The 20,092-nt window shown below is 60.6% G+C and carries 18 protein-coding genes and 1 pseudogene; 10 read left to right on the top strand and 9 right to left on the bottom strand.

The features are described from left to right. The first annotated feature begins 67 nt into the window (after positions 1-67). Together LPQ25_RS19230 and LPQ25_RS19225 are read left to right on the top strand one after the other, a co-directional pair. A complete protein-coding gene (locus tag LPQ25_RS19230) occupies positions 68-457 on the top strand; it encodes a hypothetical protein (RefSeq protein WP_002892699.1) in 390 nt (129 codons plus the stop codon). A gap of 179 nt (positions 458-636) precedes the next feature. After that, positions 637-1,092: an RcnB family protein gene (locus LPQ25_RS19225; RefSeq protein WP_012737574.1), complete on the top strand. Its 456-nt coding sequence runs from the start codon at positions 637-639 to the stop codon at positions 1,090-1,092. A gap of 64 nt (positions 1,093-1,156) precedes the next feature. On the opposite strand, the gene LPQ25_RS19220 is transcribed toward LPQ25_RS19225, so the two are convergent. After that, a complete protein-coding gene (locus tag LPQ25_RS19220) occupies positions 1,157-1,282 on the bottom strand; it encodes a lipid-binding SYLF domain-containing protein (protein ID WP_014907953.1) in 126 nt (41 codons plus the stop codon). On the opposite strand from LPQ25_RS19220, the gene LPQ25_RS19215 reads away from it, so the two are divergent. The 4 genes from LPQ25_RS19215 to LPQ25_RS19200 all read left to right on the top strand — a co-directional run bounded on the left by LPQ25_RS19215 (position 1,245) and on the right by LPQ25_RS19200 (position 4,654). Continuing rightward, entirely contained in the window at positions 1,245-1,382 is a 138-nt protein-coding gene (locus LPQ25_RS19215) for a hypothetical protein (RefSeq protein WP_012737575.1), read from the top strand. The genes LPQ25_RS19220 and LPQ25_RS19215 overlap by 38 nt on opposite strands. A 215-nt stretch (positions 1,383-1,597) precedes the next feature. Continuing rightward, the gene (locus tag LPQ25_RS19210; protein WP_004142619.1) at positions 1,598-2,776 is read left to right on the top strand and encodes a M20 aminoacylase family protein; all 1,179 of its coding nucleotides are present in this window, start codon (positions 1,598-1,600) and stop codon (positions 2,774-2,776) included. Between the two features lie 19 nt (positions 2,777-2,795). Beyond that, a complete protein-coding gene (locus tag LPQ25_RS19205; RefSeq protein WP_002892707.1) occupies positions 2,796-3,572 on the top strand; it encodes an ABC transporter substrate-binding protein in 777 nt (258 codons plus the stop codon). Positions 3,573-3,700: 128 nt separating this feature from the next. After that, a complete protein-coding gene (locus LPQ25_RS19200) occupies positions 3,701-4,654 on the top strand; it encodes an aldo/keto reductase (protein ID WP_004147443.1) in 954 nt (317 codons plus the stop codon). Positions 4,655-5,854: 1,200 nt separating this feature from the next. Here the strand turns inward: LPQ25_RS19200 and LPQ25_RS19195 are convergent. The 4 genes from LPQ25_RS19195 to LPQ25_RS19180 form a co-directional block, all read right to left on the bottom strand. Beyond that, a complete protein-coding gene (locus tag LPQ25_RS19195; RefSeq protein ID WP_004151806.1) occupies positions 5,855-6,646 on the bottom strand; it encodes a MoaF C-terminal domain-containing protein in 792 nt (263 codons plus the stop codon). A 25-nt stretch (positions 6,647-6,671) separates the two neighbouring features. Beyond that, positions 6,672-7,448 carry an SDR family NAD(P)-dependent oxidoreductase gene (locus tag LPQ25_RS19190; protein ID WP_014907952.1) on the bottom strand — a complete coding sequence of 259 codons (777 nt, stop codon included), beginning with the start codon at positions 7,446-7,448 and terminating at the stop codon, positions 6,672-6,674. Between the two features lie 87 nt (positions 7,449-7,535). Continuing rightward, entirely contained in the window at positions 7,536-9,269 is a 1,734-nt protein-coding gene (locus tag LPQ25_RS19185) for an arylsulfatase (RefSeq protein ID WP_012737578.1), read from the bottom strand. A 44-nt stretch (positions 9,270-9,313) separates the two neighbouring features. After that, a complete protein-coding gene (locus tag LPQ25_RS19180) occupies positions 9,314-10,501 on the bottom strand; it encodes an anaerobic sulfatase maturase (protein WP_009308086.1) in 1,188 nt (395 codons plus the stop codon). Between the two features lie 425 nt (positions 10,502-10,926). Between LPQ25_RS19180 and LPQ25_RS19175 the strand changes: the two genes are divergently transcribed. From LPQ25_RS19175 to LPQ25_RS19165, 3 genes and pseudogenes are all read left to right on the top strand, one after another. Beyond that, the gene (locus LPQ25_RS19175; protein ID WP_002892774.1) at positions 10,927-11,610 is read left to right on the top strand and encodes a helix-turn-helix transcriptional regulator; all 684 of its coding nucleotides are present in this window, start codon (positions 10,927-10,929) and stop codon (positions 11,608-11,610) included. 117 nt (positions 11,611-11,727) lie between these two features. After that, positions 11,728-12,826 (top strand): annotated as a pseudogene (locus LPQ25_RS19170) (MFS transporter). A 16-nt stretch (positions 12,827-12,842) separates the two neighbouring features. Beyond that, positions 12,843-13,958, top strand: coding sequence for a class II histone deacetylase (locus LPQ25_RS19165; protein WP_004176993.1), 1,116 nt, complete (start codon positions 12,843-12,845; stop codon positions 13,956-13,958). Positions 13,959-13,964: 6 nt separating this feature from the next. Here the strand turns inward: LPQ25_RS19165 and LPQ25_RS19160 are convergent, their stop codons facing one another. From LPQ25_RS19160 to LPQ25_RS19145, 4 genes are all read right to left on the bottom strand, one after another. Continuing rightward, entirely contained in the window at positions 13,965-14,558 is a 594-nt protein-coding gene (locus tag LPQ25_RS19160; RefSeq protein ID WP_004183274.1) for a DUF3156 family protein, read from the bottom strand. Beyond that, entirely contained in the window at positions 14,536-16,035 is a 1,500-nt protein-coding gene (locus tag LPQ25_RS19155; RefSeq protein WP_002892820.1) for an APC family permease, read from the bottom strand. The genes LPQ25_RS19160 and LPQ25_RS19155 overlap by 23 nt, the downstream gene beginning before the upstream one ends. A 372-nt stretch (positions 16,036-16,407) precedes the next feature. Next, positions 16,408-16,773, bottom strand: a complete 366-nt coding sequence (locus tag LPQ25_RS19150) for a cupin domain-containing protein (RefSeq protein WP_002892824.1) — start codon at positions 16,771-16,773, stop codon at positions 16,408-16,410. A 13-nt stretch (positions 16,774-16,786) separates the two neighbouring features. After that, entirely contained in the window at positions 16,787-18,088 is a 1,302-nt protein-coding gene (locus LPQ25_RS19145) for an NAD(P)/FAD-dependent oxidoreductase (RefSeq protein WP_004176990.1), read from the bottom strand. 158 nt (positions 18,089-18,246) lie between these two features. Between LPQ25_RS19145 and LPQ25_RS19140 the strand changes: the two genes are divergently transcribed. Next, a complete protein-coding gene (locus LPQ25_RS19140; protein ID WP_012737581.1) occupies positions 18,247-19,731 on the top strand; it encodes an aldehyde dehydrogenase family protein in 1,485 nt (494 codons plus the stop codon). Positions 19,732-20,092: the final 361 nt, after the last annotated feature.

The following is a 20,092-nucleotide window of genomic DNA, read 5'->3' as shown; positions in this document are numbered from 1 at the left end:
ATGTCATCCCCGGTTCGTTGTGCCATCCTGAATGCGACTCATAACACGACACGTGAGAGAGGATATTATGAAAAAAGCAATGATTGCGTTATCGGCTATTCTGGTTGCGGCTCCGGTTTTTGCTGCGACAACACATGCAACAGATGATACCGTCGCGGCGGCGAATGCCAACGCCAACACCGCTAAAGAGAAGCTGCATCAGGCCCAGCACGAGGGCGAAGAGCAGCAGCTGAAGGCGAAACACGCCGCCGAAGGCAAGCAGGACAGCGTCGGCAGCCAGGTGAGCGAAGGCGCGCAGAAAACCTGGAACAAGACCAAAGAAGGCACCGAGAAGGGGTGGGATAAGACCAAAGAGGTCAGTGAAAAAGGCTGGAACGCCACCAAATCCGGTGCGGAAAAGGGCTGGGATAAAACCAAAACCGGCGCCGAAGAGTTAAAAAATAAAGTGACTGAATAAGTCCTTTTACCTGTCTGAATAAAGGTCGCGAAAGCGGCCTTTTTTATTGTCCTTCCTCCCGCAGCCTGGCTGTTGCGCAGCACAGCAACTGCCGATGCCAGGAATCGTCCTGGTTAACCAGTTACTCACTCTTTCTTCACATTTGCCCGGTACAAAGGAGCTGAATCAGGAGGTGTACCATGAAAAAGATGATTTCTCTGGCAGTAATTTTATCCTGTGTGCTGAGCGTCCCGGCCTTTGCCGATGGCCCGAACGACGGCCATCGCCCGGAGCAGCCCACGGTGTGGCAGAACGGTCCGGACCATGACGGGCATGCACCGCAGGGCGGACCTGACGCGCATCATCAGGGCGACCATGACCAGCGTGGCCCGGATCGCGACGGCCATGACAAACGCGATCTGGCACGTCATGAGCAGGACCATTTCGCCTGGCGCGGGAACGATTTCCGCAAAGGCCACCCGGCTCCGGCGCCGTTCCGTGGCGATGAATATCGCGTCCGCGACTGGAGCGACCGCGGCCTGCCGCCCCCGCCGGAAGGCCATCACTGGTCCTATATCGACGGTAACTATGTGCTGATCGCCGCGGCGACCGGGATCATCACCTCGATTCTGGTGAGCGGCGCCCTCGGCCACTAAATGCGCTGCTCCGCGACGCCGGGTCAGGAAAAGCCTGATCCGGCGATGGCGCACTCGCGGAAAGCTACGGATCCAGCGCAGCATCCGGCCAGTATTTATAACCATTGATCGTTGCCTGGGCGGCCAGCCCTTTTTCGGTCAGATGATAAACGTTGACCTTCGAGAGCAACGAGGCGGTATCTGACGCCACGCCGCTGGAAGCGGCGGCGATCGGCGCGCTGCAGCCCGCCAGCGCAACGATTGCGAGAAGGAAAAGCCTCTGTAATTGCCTGCCCGTTTATTTTATATAACGCTGGATGTGGCCGTGCATGGTAGGGTAAATAACGGGAAATTCTCAAAAAAATAAACTTTTATTTTTTAATTGCACTATTTTAATTATTCATTGCGCTGTGGTGAGTGGATTATTAAATAAGATGCGTCCATTCCAGGTATTAGAAATGCTGCTTGCATAAACTTTTCATCGCGATACCGTGATAAGTCCTTAATTTATTTCCCGGAGAGCGGCATGAGTGATTATGTAATTCCAGAAATTAAAGCGACGGAAGCGGAAATGATTTCTATCCGTCATTATTTACATGCCAATCCGGAATTAAGTCTTGAAGAGTTTAATACCAGCGAACTGGTCGCCAGCAAGCTGACGGAGTGGGGCTATCAGGTGACGCGCGGTCTCGGCAAGACCGGCGTGGTCGGCAGCCTGAGCAAAGGCGATTCTCCGCGCACCATCGGTTTACGCGCCGATATGGATGCCCTGCCGATCGAGGAAACCACCGGTTTACCCTGGGCCAGCACGGCGCCAGGAAAAATGCACGCCTGCGGCCATGACGGTCACACCACCATTCTGCTGGCGGCGGCGAAATATATCGCCTCGCCGGCCTGTCAGTTCAACGGCACGGTGCATCTGATTTTTCAGCCGGCGGAAGAGGCTATCGGCGGCGCGGATTTAATGATTAAAGACGGCCTGTTCGAGCAGTTCCCCTGCGAACGCATCTTTGGCTTGCACAACATGCCAGGCCTGCCTGTAGGCAAGCTGGGCTTCTACGCCGGTAACTTCATGGCCTCGGCGGACACCGTCAAAATCACGATTACCGGCTACGGCGGCCACGGCGCCCACCCCGAGCGCACCGTCGACCCGATCGTCGCCGGTGCGGCGCTGGTGATGGCCCTGCAGAGCATTGTGGCGCGCAACGTGCCGCCGGGGGAAACGGCAGTGGTCAGCGTCGGCACCTTCCAGGCCGGTATCGCCTCCAACGTCATTCCGGAGAGCGCGGTGATGGAGCTGAGCGTGCGGGCGATGAAGCCGGAAATCCGCGACCTGCTGATCAAGCGTATTCACGAGCTCGCTGACTTTACCGCCAAAAGCTATGGCGCCAGCAGCGTAGTGGAGGTTTACGACTCCTATCCGGTATTAACCAACAGTCCTGAAGAGACCGATTTCGCCCGGGCGCTGGCGCTGGAGGTGTTTGGCCGCGAAGGGGTCCTGGAGTCGGTCTCGCCGATGAACGCCAGCGAGGATTTCGCTTTTATGCTGCGCGAACGCCCGGGCAGCTACTTCCTGCTCGGCAATGGCGAGAAAGGGGAGAAGGGCGGTTGCATGGTGCACAACCCCGGCTACGACTTTAACGATGACATTATCACCACCGGCGCGACGCTGTTCGCCCGTCTGGTGGAAAAACACTGTCGCTAATCTCTGGAGAAGAACGCGAATGAAAAAATCACTGTTGCTATGGCTGGCATTAATGGCGTCGACGTCGGCGCTGGCCGAAGGGGGAAAGGAGATCCGCTTCGGCGTCGACCCGACTTTCGCGCCGTTTGAATGGAAAGATCCGCAGGGCAAGCTGGCGGGGTTTGATATCGATTTAGGCAACGCCATTTGTCAGCAGCTGCAGGCGAAATGCGTGTGGGTGGAAAGCAATTTCGACGGCATTATCCCGGCGCTGAAGGCGCGTAAATTCGACGCGATCCTTTCCGGGATGTATATGACCGAGAAGCGCAAAGCGCAGATTGCCTTTAGCGACAAGTTGTATAACGGGCCGGTGTTCCTCGTGGCGCGTAAAAATACCCTGCAAGGCAATACGCCGGAACAGCTGAAGGGCAAAACCATCGGCGTGGAGCAGGGCTCGGCGCAGGAGACGTATGTTAACCAGCACTGGCGGCCGCAGGGGATAAACATTGTGGCCTACCAGGGGGCCGATAGCGTGGTGCGTGACCTGGAGTCGGGGCGCATCGACGGCGCGGTGCTCTCCGGGATGATGGCCGACTACAGCTTCCTGCAGCAGCCGCAGGGTAAGGAATTCGCCTTTGTCGGCGGCCATCTGCAGGACGATACGCTGTTTGGCGCCGGGGCGGCGATAGGTTTGCGTAAAGACGATGAGGCGCTGCGTCAGGAAATTAACGGCGCGATTGCGAAGATTCTTGCCGACGGCACCTATAAAAAATTAGCTGGCAAATATTTTAGCTTTGATGTTTATTCCGGGACATAATGTCAGAGTGTACCTGCGGGCGTGGAGCGCCCGCCGTAAGATTCCTTTTCTGATTATCCAATCGACCTCCTCTCCTGACCCCTGTGGTTACCTGAGGGAAGCAGAATATAAGCTAAGGAGTACTCGGCATGATGACACGTCCTTTGGGCAAAACCGGATTTTCCATCGCCCCATTAGTCTTTGGCGGCAACGTCTTTGGCTGGACCATCGATGAAAAAACCAGTTTTGCTCTTCTTGATGCTTTCGTTGACCACGGTTTTGACGCTATCGATACGGCGGATGTTTATTCCCGCTGGGCGGAGGGCAACCAGGGCGGCGAATCTGAAACCATAATCGGCCGCTGGCTACAGGCGCGCCCCGGCATGCGCGATAAAGTCAAAATTTTCACCAAAGTCGGCTCCGATCTCGGCCTCCCCGGCCATAAAGGGCTCAGCAAAGCCTGGATCCAACAGGCGGTTGACGACTCTCTGCGTCGCCTGAATACCGATTATATCGACCTCTACTTCTCCCACTGGCCGGATCCGCAAACCCCGGTGGCGGAAACGCTGGAGGCCTTCCACAGCCTGCAGCAGGCCGGAAAAATCCGCGCGATGGGGGCCTCTAACCTCGATGCGATGCAGCTGGCGGGGGCGCTGGAGGTGGCGCGTAAGGGCGGCTTGCCTGCGTGGCAGGTGCTGCAGCCGGAATATAACCTCTACCACCGCTCTGCGTTTGAAGGCGCGCTGTGCGATCTCTGCGTCAGCCGCGATATCGGGGTGGTGACCTACTACAGCCTGGCCTCGGGGTTCTTAACCGGTAAGTACCGCCAGCCGTCGGATCTGACACAGAGCCAGCGCGGAAGCGGGATTGGTAAGTATCTGAATCCGCGCGGCATGCGGATTATCGATACCCTGGCGGCGGTCGCGGACGAGCAGGGCGCGAAGCCGGCTGAGGTGGCCCTGGCGTGGCTGATCGGCCGCGAAGGGGTGACCGCGCCGATCGCCAGTGCCACCAGCGTGGCTCAGGTGGAGAGTTTTGCCCGCGCGGCGGCGCTGAGCCTGAGCGCGGAGCAAGTGGCGCGGCTGGACGGCGCCAGCGCCTGAGGCAATCCCTCTTCCCGGCGGGGAGAGGGGGGAAGGCTAAACATGACGCGGAGCGTAGGCCGGGTAAGGCGCCAGCCGCCACCCGGCATAAAAGCGGCTCCGTGCCTGATGGCATCGCCCGGTGGCGCTGCGCTTACCGGGCCTACGAGGTGTGATCGTGTGAGAGGCCCCGGCCTTCCGGGAACATCTCAGCGATGTTGAGGCCGCAACACCGGCAGTTTCAGTCGCACAAGTGGGTAAGTTAACGGCTGGCTGCTACGGACCGTAGGCCGGGTAAGGCGCCAGCCGCCACCCGGCATAAAAGCGGCTCCGTGCCTGATGGTATCGCCCGGTGGCGCTGCGCTTACCGGGCCTACGGGGTGTGAGCCTGTGAGGGCCCCGGCAATAAAGCGGCTCTGTGCCTGATGGCATCGCCCGGTGGCGCTGCGCTTACCGGGCCTGCGAGGTGTGAGCCTGTGAGAGGCTCCTGTAGGCCGGGTAAGGCGCCAGCCGCCACCCGGCAAAATAACGGCGCAACCGGAAATGTCCCTGCCCGCGCTGCGCTTAGCAGGGCTACAGCTTCTATGTTACTTCCGGGCCGATTGCGCTCCCGGTTAATTGTCTGCGTTATGGCAGTCATGGTGCAGGGAGCGCACAGGGGGCGGCCAGTCGCCGCCGCCCCCTGTACCCCCGGGCTCCGGCCAGCAACATCGCCGCTGCGCGGTACCTTCGACTTATCCCTGCAGGCTTCGGGTCGGGCCGAGGCAGCGTCCGTGCAAAACACGGCCCTCAGCCCGCATCCATGCGGGCTGCCCCGGCCTTCCGGGAACGTCTCAGCGATGTTGAGGCCGCAACACCGGCAGTTTCAGCAAGACTGGTGAATAAATTAACGACAGGTTGCGCGAATCGTAGGCCGGGTAAGGCGCCAGCCGCCACCCGGCAATAAAGCGGCTCCGTGCCTGATGGCATCGCCCGGTGGCGCTGCGCTTACCGGGCCTACGAGGTGTGATCCTGTGAGAGGCTCCTGTAGGCCGGGTAAGGCGCCAGCCGCCACCCGGCAATAAAGCGGCTCTGTGCCTGATGGCATCGCCCGGTGGTGCTGCGCTTACCGGGCCTGCGAGGTGTGAGCCTGTGAGAGGCCCCGGTAGGCCGGGTAAGGCGCAGCCGCCACCCGGCGAAATGACGGGTGCGGTGCCTGAAAGCGTGCCCGGCGGCGCCCTACTATTCCTGATGGCGGGTGACGTTGAGGATCTTCGCGCTGGCGCCGACCGGGAAATTGCTGAGGGCGCCGAAATCGCTGCCCTGATAGCCCATGATCTTGCCGTCAGTGCGCATCTGCTGCAGATCGATGAGGATCACCCCCAGCGTGGGGATGATTTTCTCCCGCCAGACGAACAAATAGAGATCCTCAGCCACCTGCACGTAATGGCAGCGATCGACATCCGCCAGCCCCTTTTCCACGCCGTCCAGACACTGCCAGGCGTAAAAATTGTCGTTGAGATAGATGTGCTCATAGCGCTCGGTCGGGCTGTAGGTGTACTGATTGCGCATGCCAATGAGCGCATCGGTAAAGCCCGGCAGCGGCCCCGGCTGGGCATCCAGGCGGGCGAAGACGAAACGGGCCTCAACCGCGGTCAGCGGCAACCCTTGTTCTACCCGGCTGAAGGCGTCCAGCCGCGCGGCGGCTTCGTCCGGTAGCTGGCCGTATACCAGCGTGGCATTGCGCTGCGTCAGGTTGCATACCGCGCTAATGCTGGCGTTATCCCGCTCCGGGTCAAGGAAGTCGATAAACAGAATGTCCGGGCGCAGGGCGGTCGCTCGCCAGGGGGCGCGCTTGCCGTTCCAGCTTAGCGTCTGCTCATCTTCGATAACCAGCTGCTGCGGCTCGCTCCCGGCGACATAAAAGGTAAAGTTTTCGCCGGCGGGCAGGCTGGCGGTAGCCAGCAGGTTACCGTGCGGCGCAAAACCATCGGCCAGCGCGCCGACCTGGATAAATACGGCTTCTGAAGTCATAGGGGCTCCTGAACAGAGTAGGGCGTTAGGCAAACGCCAGAGTGGGAACATCGACGATACTGGCCCCGCCGTCGGCGACCAGCGTAGCGCCGCTGATGATGGCGGCCTGCGGCGAACAGAGAAACTGACAGGCCTCGGCTATCTCCTCGGGGCTGGCGGGGCGGCGCAGCGGAACATCGCGACAGACCCGCTGATAAGCCTCAGCCAGCGACAGCCCTTCCGCCTGCATCAGCGGGCGCATCTCTTCATCCGCCATCGGCGTCGTGACCCAGCCGGGACAGACGGCGTTAGCGCGTAACCCCTGGGGGCCATAATCGCGGGCGACGGAGCGCATCAGGCCGATTAAAGCGTGTTTGGCGGTGACGTAGCCGCAGGCCTGCGGCCCGGCGGCCAGAGAGGCGATGGAGGCGACAAACAGCACATTGCCGCGGCGGGCAATCAGCGAAGGCAGGCAGGCGCGAACGCTGGCGAAGGCGCTGGTGAGATTGCCGTCCAGCGCCTCGCGCCATTGGCGGTCGCTGGTCTCGGCGGCGGGGCTGTTGCCCATCCCGCCGGCGCTGCAGATGAGGACATCAATCCCGCCGGTCTGGTCGAGGATCGCCGGTAGCAGCCGCTGGCGCCACACCTCGCCGTCGGCGGCATCGCCCACCAGCGCCGTGGCGCCGGTCTCATTGGCGACAGCCTGCAGCGGCGCTTCGCGCCGGCCGGTAATAAACACCCGGTCGCCCGCGGCGCGCATCAGCCGCGCGCAGGCGGCGCCAATTCCGGTTCCGCCACCGGTTATCACCACGACTCTCGCCATCCGCACTCTCCTGTAATGGGGTTTCCGATTACCTTAAAAAGCGCGTCAGGTCCCGGCTATCGCCCGGAAGAACGATAGCCGTGGTGGTTAATGGATCTCGCTCACAGGGATCGCCTGCGGCGCAGGCACCGGCTTCATGGTGGCGGGGTCGACCGCCAGATAGCGCCCGGTTTTGCTATCGATACCGACGTAGTCGATCATTTTGCCCTGCGCTTTGGTAACCATGGTGCGCTTAGCAAATGCCTCGTAGGCCTCGCTCATGGCTTTAACCCGATCGGGATGTTCGGCCGCGACATCATGCGTCTCCAGCGGGTCGTCGTGCAGATTAAACAGCTGCCACGGCGCGTCGCCGGCGGTGAGGCCGCGCGGCACCAGCCGTCGCAGCTTCCATTCGCCATCGACCCAGGCCGCCTGATGATGCAGTTCAACCCCGTAGTTGCCGCGCGGCGGCTCCTGTATTTCGCCGGTGAGATAGCGCTTAAAGCTGACGCCGATCATCGGCAACACCGGCTTTTTCGCCAGCGACTTGTTCGGATCGATGCCGGCGAATTCATATAGCGTCGGCGCCACGTCATACACCGCCATCGTCGAGGCGTCGATTTTACCGTGGCGGGTGATCCCGGGACCGGAGATCATAAAGTCGGTATTGATGCCGCCCTGGGCGCTGGTGGTTTTGTGATAATTGGCGTAGGGGGCGTTGCTGACGTTGGCCCAGTGCGGGCCGTAGGAGACAAATGATCCTTTGCGGCCGACGTTGTCATAGCTGTTATCGAACTGCTTCCAGAATTCCGGGGTAGATTCGTAGTAGAAACCCTGCGCCGGGTTGGCGCCGTTATCGGTTAAAAAGACCAGCAGGGTATTTTTATCGCGCCCGGTTTGTTTCAGCGTCTCCATCAGGGTGCCGATTTGCGCGTCCATATTGGCGATCATCGCCGCATACACCTGCATCACTTTCGCCGTATATTTCTGCTGCTCTGGCGTTAGCGCTTCCCACTCTTTATCCAGCTCCAGATGCGGCAGCGGGGTATCGTCATGGATAATTCCCAGCGCTTTCAGGCGGGCGATGCGCTGGCGATAGACCTCGGCGTAACCCTGCTCATACTGGCCTTTGAAGCGCTTAATCCACTCGTCCGGCGCCTGCAGGGGATCATGAGGGGCGGTGAAGGCCAGCCAGGCGAAGACCGGCTGTTCCTTCGGCGTCGCTTTAATCCAGCTGTTCATCTGGCGGGCGTAGGCTTCGCTGGAGTAAAAATCATCCGGTAGGGAGACGCGCTCGCCGTCGCGGGTGTAGTAGGTGTGGAAGGCTTCAACGGTCCCCAGCGGTATCGCGTCGTTAAAGTGGCTGGTGCCGCCGCCCATAAAGGCGAAGGCGTGATTAAAGCCGCGATCTTTCGGCGTGGCGCCGGGAACAAAACCGAGGTGCCATTTACCGGCCATCAGGGTGTTATACCCCGCGTCTTTAAAGCGCTCGGCCATGGTGGTGACGCGGTCGGTCAGCCGCAGCTCGTAGCCCTCCTTGCCAATGGTGCTGTCGTACCACCACATGCCGCCCATCCCAGCCTGCTGGTTACTGTTGCCGGTGAGCAGCATTGAGCGCGCCGGGGCCGACATCGGCGAGGTGTAATACTGGCTCATGCGCATTCCCTGCTCGGCCATCGCCTGCAGATTGGGGGTGGGGATCTCGCCGCCAAAGGGGCTGATGTCCGAGTAGCCCATATCATCGGCGATAATCACGATGACGTTTGGACGCTCCTGCTGCGCGGCGTGCGCGCCACCGGCGAGGATCATGCTGACCGCCGCGGCCATGGCTTTTTTGTTCACGACTGACTCTCCTGTTCAGAGGGGGATATCATCAGGGTAAGGCGCTACGCAGTATGCGCAGTCCCAACAAACGCGGCCCGCCAGGCCTTCAGGCCGTTAAGGTCGCGGGAAAAGGGGCGTACTGGCGCGAGGATGTCGCTAAAGAAGCGGTAGTAGCCTCCGCAGAGGCGGTTGTTGCCTGCGGCGTTGAGATGCGCCGGGCAGCCGCCCTGGCAGACCATTTTTACCGAGCAAGTCTGGCATTCGCGGCGCAGACTTTTCTGCTGACCGAAAGGCAGTTGCACCGAGGCGTCAACTGCGGCGGCAAGCGTCTGCTCGTCAAGGCGACCCAGCCGATGTTCGGCGTTGATCAGATGATCGCAGGCGTAGAGCTGTCCGTCGGGCTCCATCACCAGGTTGCTGCCGCAGCGGGCGCTGTGCACGCAGCTGCCGCTGGTATGAGTGAAATACTGCGCCCACGCCTGTTCGATATTGATAACGAACACCCGCCCTCTATCGCAGCGCTTCCGCCACTGTCGCCAGATGCCGACCATAAAACGTCCCCAGTTATCGGCGCTGAGCTGGTATCCTTCGCGCAGGGCCGCGCCTTCGCTCATCAGCGGCTGAAACTGCAGATAGCGCGCGCCGAGGCTGACCAGCCGGTCATAAATCGCCGCCGCGTGGGCCGCCATCTCGTTATGCACCACCACCAGCAGATTAAAGTCCACCTGATGCTGATGGAGCAGGTCAATGCCGCGCAGCGCCGCCGACCAGGTCGACCGGCCGCGTTTATCCGGACGATGGTAGTCCTGCAGCGCTTCGTTGCCTTCGAGGCTCAACCCGATAATAAAGCCATGTTCGCGGAACAGTCGGCACCATGCGTCGTTGATCAGCGTCCCGTTGGTCTGCAGGCTGTTGCTGATAGTCACGCCGTCGGGGGCATAGCGCGCCTGCAGGGCGAGCGCTTTTTTGTAGAAGCTCAGGCCGGCCAGCAGCGGCTCGCCCCCCTGCCAGACAAAGTTGATTTCCCGCGCACCGGCGGGCTGGGCGGCAATATAGCGGCGGATAAACTGCTCCAGCCGCGCGTCATCCATCTTGTTGACCGGCGTTTCGTCCTGCGGGTAATAGCAATAGCGGCAGGCGAGATTGCAGGCGGGGCCAATCGGCTTCATCAGAATATGAAACGGCACCGGCGAGCGCGGTTCAGCGGCCAGCGGAATTTGCTGCTGGCGCAGGGCGGCGATATTCAGCATCGGCTTATCCTCGGTTAATGACCGGTACTGTTGATATTATTTTGGCAACAGCGGGTCAGGCGTAATCACATGATTAAGCCGCGGCGAAAATTAAATGCATCCTGTTAAGGGTATAAGTGAAAAAAAACAAAAATCCATCGTTCTTTAGGATGAGAATCACGCGTCGGGAATAGGGTTTTTTTATCACCAGGGGCAGGTACGCCGGGTGTTAATCTTATTTGTTTATGTTTTAACGCCGCTATCGTAAAGCATGGCCGGGGTGTTTTTTAAATGCTTTATATAACAATGTATTGCTGAAAAGTTTGTAACGGCTATCACATTGTTAATATGTTAATGATTGTGTTACTTAAATGTGAAATGTATGCTTCAATTATCAGTAGTCATCCATGTGTCATGTACCATCATCTCGACGGGGAGGCCCTATCATGTCTGCTTTGTTAAAAGCCAGCCGTAATGATGCGATAATAGCCCGTTGTTTACAGACTATTTCCCAGTTAATTCCACTAACTTCAGCGGTGTTTTATCGAGTAAATAATCGTTTAAAACCCGAAAACTATATATTGCATAATATTTCCGATAATACGCACCAACAATATCTGGAAAACTTTCAGCCGCTGGATCCGCTTCTGCCGTCGCACTTTAGCCACCAGAACACCACCGTGGCGGCGATGACGCCGCGGCTCTGCGACCGCAACCGGCATTACTATCATGAATTTATGTTGCCGAATAACGTGCGCGACATGACCGAGATCTTTATCCGCCGCGAGCGGCGGATCGTCGCCGGTATCTCGCTGATGCGCGACGTGCCTTTCTCCAGCGAAGAGCGCCAGCGGGCCCAGGCGGTGCTGCCGCTGGTAGAGCTGGCCATCCGCGACTGCCTGCAGGAAGAAGATGATCTGCCCGCCATCCTGACGGCGAAAGAGCGGGAAATCGTCGGCATGGTGCGCGAAGGCGCCAGCAATAAGCTGATTGCCCGCCAGCTGGATATCTCGCTCTCGACGGTAAAAACGCACCTGCGCAATATTTTCGCCAAGACCGAAGTGGTCAATCGTACCGAACTGGTTTCCCGAACCTGGATGCCGGCCGCTCAGCGTACGCTGCATCTGTAATCTGACTTTCGCATCCCGCGCGCGCCGTGGCAGCACGGCGTTTTCCTGATGCCTGTGGGTATCACTCCCTGGAGGATCCTCCGGGGGGAGGCTTTTTTGACCGGAGCACGCCCTACGATGTCGAGTACACCTCTCACTGATAATGCGCTTTCCCGGCCCGCCGGGCTGATGGTGTCCCTGCGTTTGCTGGCGGCGATCGTGATTTTTGCCGCTATTGCGCCGGGTATTCTGATGACCGCGCCGGCGGTGGCGGCGCAGCTGGCCAGCGAATGGCAGCTAAAACCCGGGCAGATCGGCTGGCTGTTCTCAGCGGAGCTGGGGGCGATGAGCCTGGCGACGCTCCCGGCGTGGTGGTGGATGAGCCGCCTCGACTGGCGGCGGGTTGCCCTGACGGCCGGGGTGGTGTTTCTGGCCGCCAACCTCGCCTCGGCGGTGGTCACCCAGTACGAGACGCTGCTGGCGGCGCGCTTTATCGCCTCGCTGGCGGGCGGCACGTTGATGATTTTGTGCATCAGCTGCGCGGCCGGAACGCCGAACCCGTCGCGGGTCTACGCCTTCTGGGTGCTCGGGCAACTGCTGTTAGGGATGCTTGGCCTGCTGGCGCTGCCCGGCCTGTTCGCGACCTTTGGCCTGAAGGTGGTGTATCTGATCCTCGCTGCCATCATGCTCTGCTGTTTGCCGCTGGTATCCGCTTTCCCTCCGCGCTTTCAACCGCTTTCAGTCTCCCGCCAGCAGCCGTCGACGGCGCTGTGGCGTCAGGCGCTGGCGGTGCTGGCGGTGCTCACTTTCTATATCAGCCTCAGCGCCGTGTGGACCTTTATCGGCACCATCGGCAGCGCGGCGGGGCTGAGCCCGACGCAGGTCGGTCTGGTGCTGGCGGCGGCGACGGTTTGCGGCATTATCGGCGCCGGCGGCGCAGCCCTGCGCGGCACCCGGCGGGCCGATCGTTTACCGGTGTGGCTGGGCTACGGCCTGTTGATCGTCAGCGTTGGGCTGCTGATCGGCCAGCCGCTGCTGGTGCGTTACGCCATCGCGGCGCTGCTGTTTAAGTTCACCTGGACCTTCGTGCTGCCCTTTATTCTCGCCCGCGTGGCCGGGCTCGATAACAGCGGTCGGCTAATGAACAGCATCAATCTGGTGATCGGCGGCGGCAGGCGTCTGCGCGCTGCTGTCACTGATTTTAATTGTGGCGGCGTCCGCCGCCGGGAAGGCTTAGCCCACGGGAGGATAGAGTGAAAAGAAAAACCGGTTTCTTTTTTGATGAACGTTGTTTCTGGCACAGTACCGGTCTGCACGCGGTGACGCTGCCAGTGGGCGGGTGGGTACAGCCGCCCGCCGGCGGCGGTCATGCTGAATCGCCAGAGACCAAACGGCGGATGAAAAACCTGATGGATGTCTCCGGGCTGACGCCGCAGCTGGCGCTGCGCAGCGCGGCGCCGGCGAGCCTTGAGGACCTGCGGCGGATCCACCCCGACAGCTATCTGGAGCGCTTCAAGGCGATAAGCGATAACGGCGGCGGCATGCTCGGCAAAGAGGCGCCGCTGGGGCCGGGCAGTTATGAAATTGCCTGTCTTTCCGCCGGGCTGGCCTGTGCGGCGGTGGAAGCGGTGCTGAAGGGGGAGCTGGATAACGCCTATTCGCTGTCGCGCCCGCCCGGACACCACTGCCTGCCGGACCAGTCGATGGGATTTTGTTTCCTCGCCAATATTCCCATTGCCGTCGAGCGAGCGAAAGCGCAGCTGGGGCTGGGCAAGGTGGCGATCATTGACTGGGATGTTCACCACGGTAACGGCACCCAGCATATCTACCTGCAGCGCGACGATGTACTGACTATCTCCTTGCATCAGGACGGCTGCTTCCCGCCGGGCTACGCCGGCGAGGACGATCGCGGCGTGGGTGCGGGCGAAGGTTACAACATCAATATTCCGCTGTTGGCCGGGGCGGGGGATGACAGCTGGCGCTATGCGCTGGAAACTATCGTTATTCCGGCGCTGGCGCGTTTTGAGCCGGAGCTGATTATTATCGCCTGCGGCTATGACGCCAACGCCATGGATCCATTAGCGCGGATGCAGCTGCACAGCGATAGCTTCCGGGCGATGACCGAACAGGTCCAGCAGGCGGCGGATCGCCTGTGCGGCGGGAAACTGGTGATGGTGCACGAGGGCGGCTACGCCGAATCCTACGTGCCGTTCTGCGGCCTGGCGGTGATGGAAGCCCTGAGCGGCATCCGCACTGAGGTCCAGGATCCGCTGCTGGAATTTATTCAGCAGCAGCAGCCGCGCGCCGCATTCGCGCAGTTCCAGCGCCAGGCCATCGATCGGCTGGCGCAGCAGTTTGGCCTGCTATAAACCACCTCAGCTTCCCCGCGGTGATGGCGGGGAAGTCAATGCTTTCTCTTCTGCGATTTCACCGCGCATCCACTGACTTACCGCCTGATTAACCATCGCCAGCACGCTGAGCAGCAGCATCCGCTGCTGCGCTTCCAGCCGCAGATAACGGCGCAGCGGCGGCATTTTACAGACCACTTCGCTGGCGGCCCAGGGTTCAATGCTGCAGCGCCAGCCGCTACTATCAAAGGTCAGCGAAAAGCGGCGGTAATCCAGCTCGCTTAAGGTCTGCTGGAGATTAGGAAAACCGTTGAGATAGCCAGCGAGTTCCGCGCTGTCTTTGCCGCCGATAAAGCGGATCGGCTGGCGTTTCCACCAGCCGGATTGATGGGCGCGAATGTTACCGCGCACGGGCCGGGTCACCGGCCCCTCGACGACAAACTCGCAGCTGTGAATGCTGGCCATAAACAGCCGCTTCTGACGCACGCTGAAGGTGACGGCGGTGGCGTCGTTCAAGCGCAGCAGCGCGCTGCGTTCGCTCAGCTTTTCGCTGGGCCAGCCCGCCAGATCGCGCTGCACCGCGTTCATTAACGGCGTTTCAAACCAGGGGACGGAGGACATCTGGCGTCATCTCCCCGCGGGTCTGTTTTTCATAATTGTTGATGGCGCGCTCCACCACCTCTTCCACTACCAGCGGCTTGAACGGATTGACGCGCTGCACGCACACCGTCCAGAACAGGGCGTAAGCGGCGGTCAGGCCGAGCATTATGCCGAAAGGCACCAGCACCTGGCGGCTGTCCATCCCGGGCGGCGTGATATTGACGATAGCGATGATGATCCCGACGCTGGAGATAATCTGCGGCAGCGGGAACCACGGCGAGCGGTAGGCGCGCGGCAGGTCCGGGCGGCGAATGCGCAGCATCACCACCGACAGAGTAACCAGCAGATAGGCGACGCCCCAGGCGCAGACCGCGGCGAGGATCAGCGGCACGATGCGGTCCAGATCGCCGTTCAGATACCAGGCGTGCAGGCAGGGGATCGCCACCCCGATGGCAATGGCGATCACCGGCGTCTTAAAGCGCGGATGCAGCCAGGTCAGGAAACGGGGCAGCGCGCCGTCCAGCGCCATGCCGTAGATAATACGCGGCACGGCGGCCATCAGCGTATTGATGGTGGCGCAGCCGGCCAACAGTAGCCCGACCCCCAGCCAGTACTGGCCGGCGTGGCCCATCACCCGTTCGGCGAAGGCCGGGATCGCCATCGGTGTATCCAGCAGATGGACGTTGTTGGCCGCGTCGAGCACGGTATTCTCCACTTGGCGGTTGATCGCCGCGCCGTAGATAAACATGCAGCTGGCGACCCCCAGCAGGCCCAGCGCCATCGCCCGCGGTATGGTGCGGTGGGCCTGTTTGATCTCCGGCGCCATCGGCGTCACCAGTTCGCAACCGACGAACATAAACATCGCCATGCCGATATAGCCGAACAGGCCGTTGATATCGCTAACGTTCAGCGGTGTGCCGAACCAGCCGGACAGATGGGTGACCGGCGCCATAAAAATGCCGCACAGGCCGAAAATGGTCAGCGTGGTCCACATGCCGAAGGTCAGCACCACTTCGACCTTGCCGAAGATTTCCACGCCGATGGCGTTGAGCAAGCCGAAAATCACCACCATGCCGACGCCCACCATCCAGGTATTCTGGTGAGCGGCCATCTGGGCGTTAATCGACTCGAAGTTCACCAGCGCCATAATGCCCGCCAGGATCGTCTCCGCCGTCCCGGCGAAGATATGGACGATCAGATAGGCGCACAGCGCGCCGGTGATAGCGAAGAAGCGGCCCATGCCGCAGGAGATATAGTCGTACACCGAACCGGTGGTGGGAATGAGCGTCGCCGCCTCGGCAAAGGTGGTGACCTGCGCCTGCATCATAATAAAGGCCAGCAGCACCGCCAGCGCGAAGGTATCGCCGCCCATGCCGAAGCCGCTGGTGACCGTCAGGATCACCGGGCTGGCCATGATCAGCCCGACGGAGCTGGCGAGGGTGGTCGGGAAGCCGACGACGCCGCGCTCAAGATGGCTGGCGAGTCTGTTACTAAACATAGTCAACCTCTGCACAATAATGGGGTAGCAGGGAATAGCCAGCGCCACTCCCGGATAGTCATAATTTAGGCGGGCATCCTGCTCAACGAATATCGTCCGGAAGGTGGAGGGCGGCGCATGATTCTGTGACGCAGTCGATGAATGTCGCGGCGGATAAACAATATGACCCCGAAAACCGGGGCCATCCGTCTTGCCACGTTGCGCCTGTTTCTGCCGGATGGCGGCTGCGCCTTATCCGGCCTACGGTCCGTGCGGCCTGCCTTTAATTTGGCCTCAAACCCCCCGGTGGCGCTGCCGCTTACCGGGGCTACAGCGCTGCGCGATTTGGTAGCCCGGAGAAGGCGTAATGCGCCGCCGGGCATTATCAGTTTGTTAGCGGGTCTCGACGTTCGCCAGGTAGTGCTTCACAAAGCGCGGCGTCAGAATTTTCCACTCCACTTCGGTGCCCTGTTTAACAAACCAGCTGTCGCCCGGCGCAAAGCGCTGCGGCTCGCCGCCGGCGACGGTCAGCTCCACTTCGCCCTCCAGCACGGTGGCGTGCTCGGTAAACGGATAGGTCATGGTAAAGCTCCCCTCAGTGGACGAAAACAGTCCGCAGGTAAAGGCGTCCTGCGGCTCGCCGTAGATCATCGCGCCCGCTACCTGCGGGTCGCCGGCGGTCGGCGTCGCGCCGAGCAGGCTGACGCTGCCGATCGGCTGCAGATCAGGTACCGGGTGTTTAAGTTTAAAAGCGTGCATAGCGTTCTCCTGGTTAACTCCGGCCTTTCCAGAAACCGGCGGTTTGATGCATCAGTTTTCCGGCCGTGACTAATAGCAAGCGCAGACTGTCACGACCGTGGATGGTCGCGTGGGGGATGCTGCTCAGCAGGCGATAGCGGTCGGAACCGCCGTTGATCCCTTCGGCGAGGATTTTGCACACGATGTGCGACGGGGTGACGCCGAAGCCGGAGTACCCCTGGACGTAAAAGACGTTGTTGTGATCGCGTAGGGTGCCGATCTGCGGGAACAGATTGGCGCTACAGGCCATCGGCCCGCCCCACGCAAAATCGATCTTCACATCCCTGAGATAGGGGAAGACCTCCGCCAGCAAGGTGCGGTTCCAGGCGGCGAAATCGTTCGGCGTATACTCCACAAAGCGGGTGGCGCTGCCGAACAGCAGGCGGTTTTCCCGGGTGACGCGGTAGTAGTTAATTACCGGGCGAATATCGCTGAAGGCGCCGCGCAGTGGGCTGATGCGTTCGATCAGTTCATCGGAGAGCGGCTCGGTCGACACCTGGTAGGAGTAAGTGACCAGCGTCTTGTTGTAGATCTCCGGCTCCATATTGTTGAGGAAGCTGTCGCAGGCCCACAGCAGTTTGGCGGCTTTGACGCTGCCCATCGCGGTGCGTACCCGCACCTGTTTGCCGTAATTCACTTCCACCACCGGCGAGGATTCGAAAATCTTCACCCCCAGCGAATGGGCGGCCTGCGCCGAACCGAGCAGCATATTGAGTGAATGGATCTGGCCGCCGCCCATATGTTTCAGCGCGCCGCAGTAGACCTCGGAGCCCACCACCTGCTGCACCTCTTTTCCGGTATACAGTTCGATCTCTTCATCCGGGGTAGCGGCTTTAAACTCCTTCTCCCACTGGCGCAGCGTTTTAAGCTGTCGCTGGTTATAGGCAAGATAGCCGTAGCCGGGCACGAAATCGGCGTCGATGTTGTATTTGCGGATGCGTTCGCGAATGATGCCCGCGCCGAGGTTGGCGATTTTAAACAGCGTCTCCAGCCCCTCTTTGCCGACGTGCTTTTTTACCGCTTCGATATCGTGGCCGATACCGGCCATCACCTGGCCGCCGTTGCGCCCGGTGCCGCCGTAGCCGAGATGGCGCGCCTCCAGCACCACCACGTTGGTGATCCCCTGTTCCGCCAGCTCAAGGGCGGTGTTAATGCCAGAGAAGCCGCCGCCGATAATTACCACATCGGCTTCAATATCTTCCCGTAGCGCCGGGAAATGGAGGTGATATTTCTTCGTCGCGCCGTAGTAGTTCAGCGCATCGATCTTGATGTTCATCGCGTTACCCTGTGGTCTTGCCTGGCTCAAGACCCTCATCACAGCACGCCGCGCGGGCGTTGAATATCGTCCGGAAGAATGACGTTCTTTAGAACGATAGGCTGCGGCGGGAAGCCGTGCTGTGATGGGTTAACTTTGCTGAAAAACGGGTGCTGACGATGAGCGAGATAACCTTACTGGCGGAAGTGACCGCCTTCTTACGCCAGCCGCACGGGCAGTTTATTGCCGGTCAACGTGAGGCGGGCCGCGGCGCGCCGTTCGCGGTGATCAACCCGGCGACCGGGCAGGCGATTGCCGAGGTCACCGCGGCGGATAGTGACCAGGCGGATCGCGCTATGGAGAGCGCCCGCCAGGCGTTTAGTCAGTGGCGCGAGATGCCGACGCTGGCGCGCGGCGCGCTGCTGCTGAAGCTGGCGGACACGCTGGCAGAGCATCGCGAAGCGCTGGCGCAGCTGGAAAGTCTCTGTTCCGGCAAAACTATCACGCTGGCGCGGATGCTCGAGCTGGACCAGTCGGTGGCGTTCCTGCGCTACTTCGCCGGCTGGGCGGGGAAAGTCACCGGTGAAACGCTGGATGTCTCGCTGCCATCGATGGCCGGGGAGAAATATACCGCCTTTACCCGCCGCCAGCCGCTGGGGGTGGTGGTTGGCATCGTGCCGTGGAACTTCTCCATCATGATTGCCATCTGGAAGCTGGCGGCGGCCCTGGTCTGCGGCTGCACCATCGTCCTCAAGCCGAGCGAATATACGCCGCTGACGCTGCTGCGCGTGGCGGAGCTGGCAAAAGCGGTGGGTATCCCGGATGGGGTGATTAACGTGGTCAACGGCGCCGGCGGCGAGATTGCCCAACGGCTGATTACGCATCCGGCCTGCGCCAAGGTGAGCTTCACCGGCTCGGTGGCCACCGGTGAAAAAGTCCAGCAGTCGGCCAGTGCGTCAGGTAAACGGGTGACCCTTGAGCTGGGGGGCAAAAACGCCGCGCTGTTCCTCGATGACCTGACGCCGGAGGCGATGGTCAACGGCATTATTGAAGCTGGCTACCTGAACCAGGGGCAGATTTGCGCCGCTGCGGAACGTTTTTATCTGCCGCAGGGAAAACTGGATGCGGTACTGGCGCTGCTGAAAGACAAGCTCAGCGCTTTTGCGCCGGGGTCGCCGCTGGATGAACGGACGCTGATGGGGCCGCTGGCCAACCGCCAGCAGTATGACAAAGTTTTGCGGCTCATTCAGACCGCCCGCGACGAGGGCGATACCATCGTCTGCGGCGGCGAAGCGCTGCCGGGGGAGGGCTATTTCCTGCAGCCGACCGCGGTCAAAGTGCGCAGCGAAGAGAGCACCCTGATGCGCGAGGAGACCTTCGGTCCGGTGTGCAGTTTTATCGGCTATCGCAGTGAAGAAGAGGCGCTGGCGCGGATGAATGCCTCACCGTATGGCCTGGCGGCCAGCGTCTGGTCGGATAATATTCGTCAGGCGCTACGCTACTCGGAGGCGATTGAGGCCGGCATCGTATGGGTCAATATGCATACCTTCCTCGACCCGGCGGTACCGTTCGGCGGCATCAAGGGCTCGGGCATCGGGCGCGAATTCGGCAGCGCGTTTATCGATGATTATACGGAGCTGAAGTCGGTGATGGTGCGCTATTAATCGCCGTTCAGCGACATAGCGCTGTCATGTGTCGCTTTGCGCCAGATAGGCAACACATTGTGTGCCTTCTGGCCTGCAACCCGGGCGGTGCACGGCATCGCTTCCGGGACGCTTTTCCCGTCACGGATCCTGTCTTCCCCTCCTAATCCGCCATTGCCGTAAAAAAAATTAGCAGATTATCTTTTTTGCCCGCCAGGACTTGCTTGACATTAGATAATGAGTATAGTTCTCATTCTCTTTTTCATTCGTAATTTTGGCAAGGTTCGAGCTGCGCCAGTGAGTCGTTCACTAAGAGTCGCGAAGGCGTAGGGTGACGTAAAGACAGCAGGCTGGAAACACACAATATCGGCCGCTGCGCGTC

The sequence above is a fragment of the Klebsiella sp. KPN54798 genome (genome assembly GCF_021184225.1).
GTDB classification, from domain to species: domain Bacteria; phylum Pseudomonadota; class Gammaproteobacteria; order Enterobacterales; family Enterobacteriaceae; genus Klebsiella; species Klebsiella pneumoniae.
The sequence above is the reverse complement of the archived record's forward strand: the minus strand, read 5'-3'. Positions and strand labels throughout refer to the sequence as shown.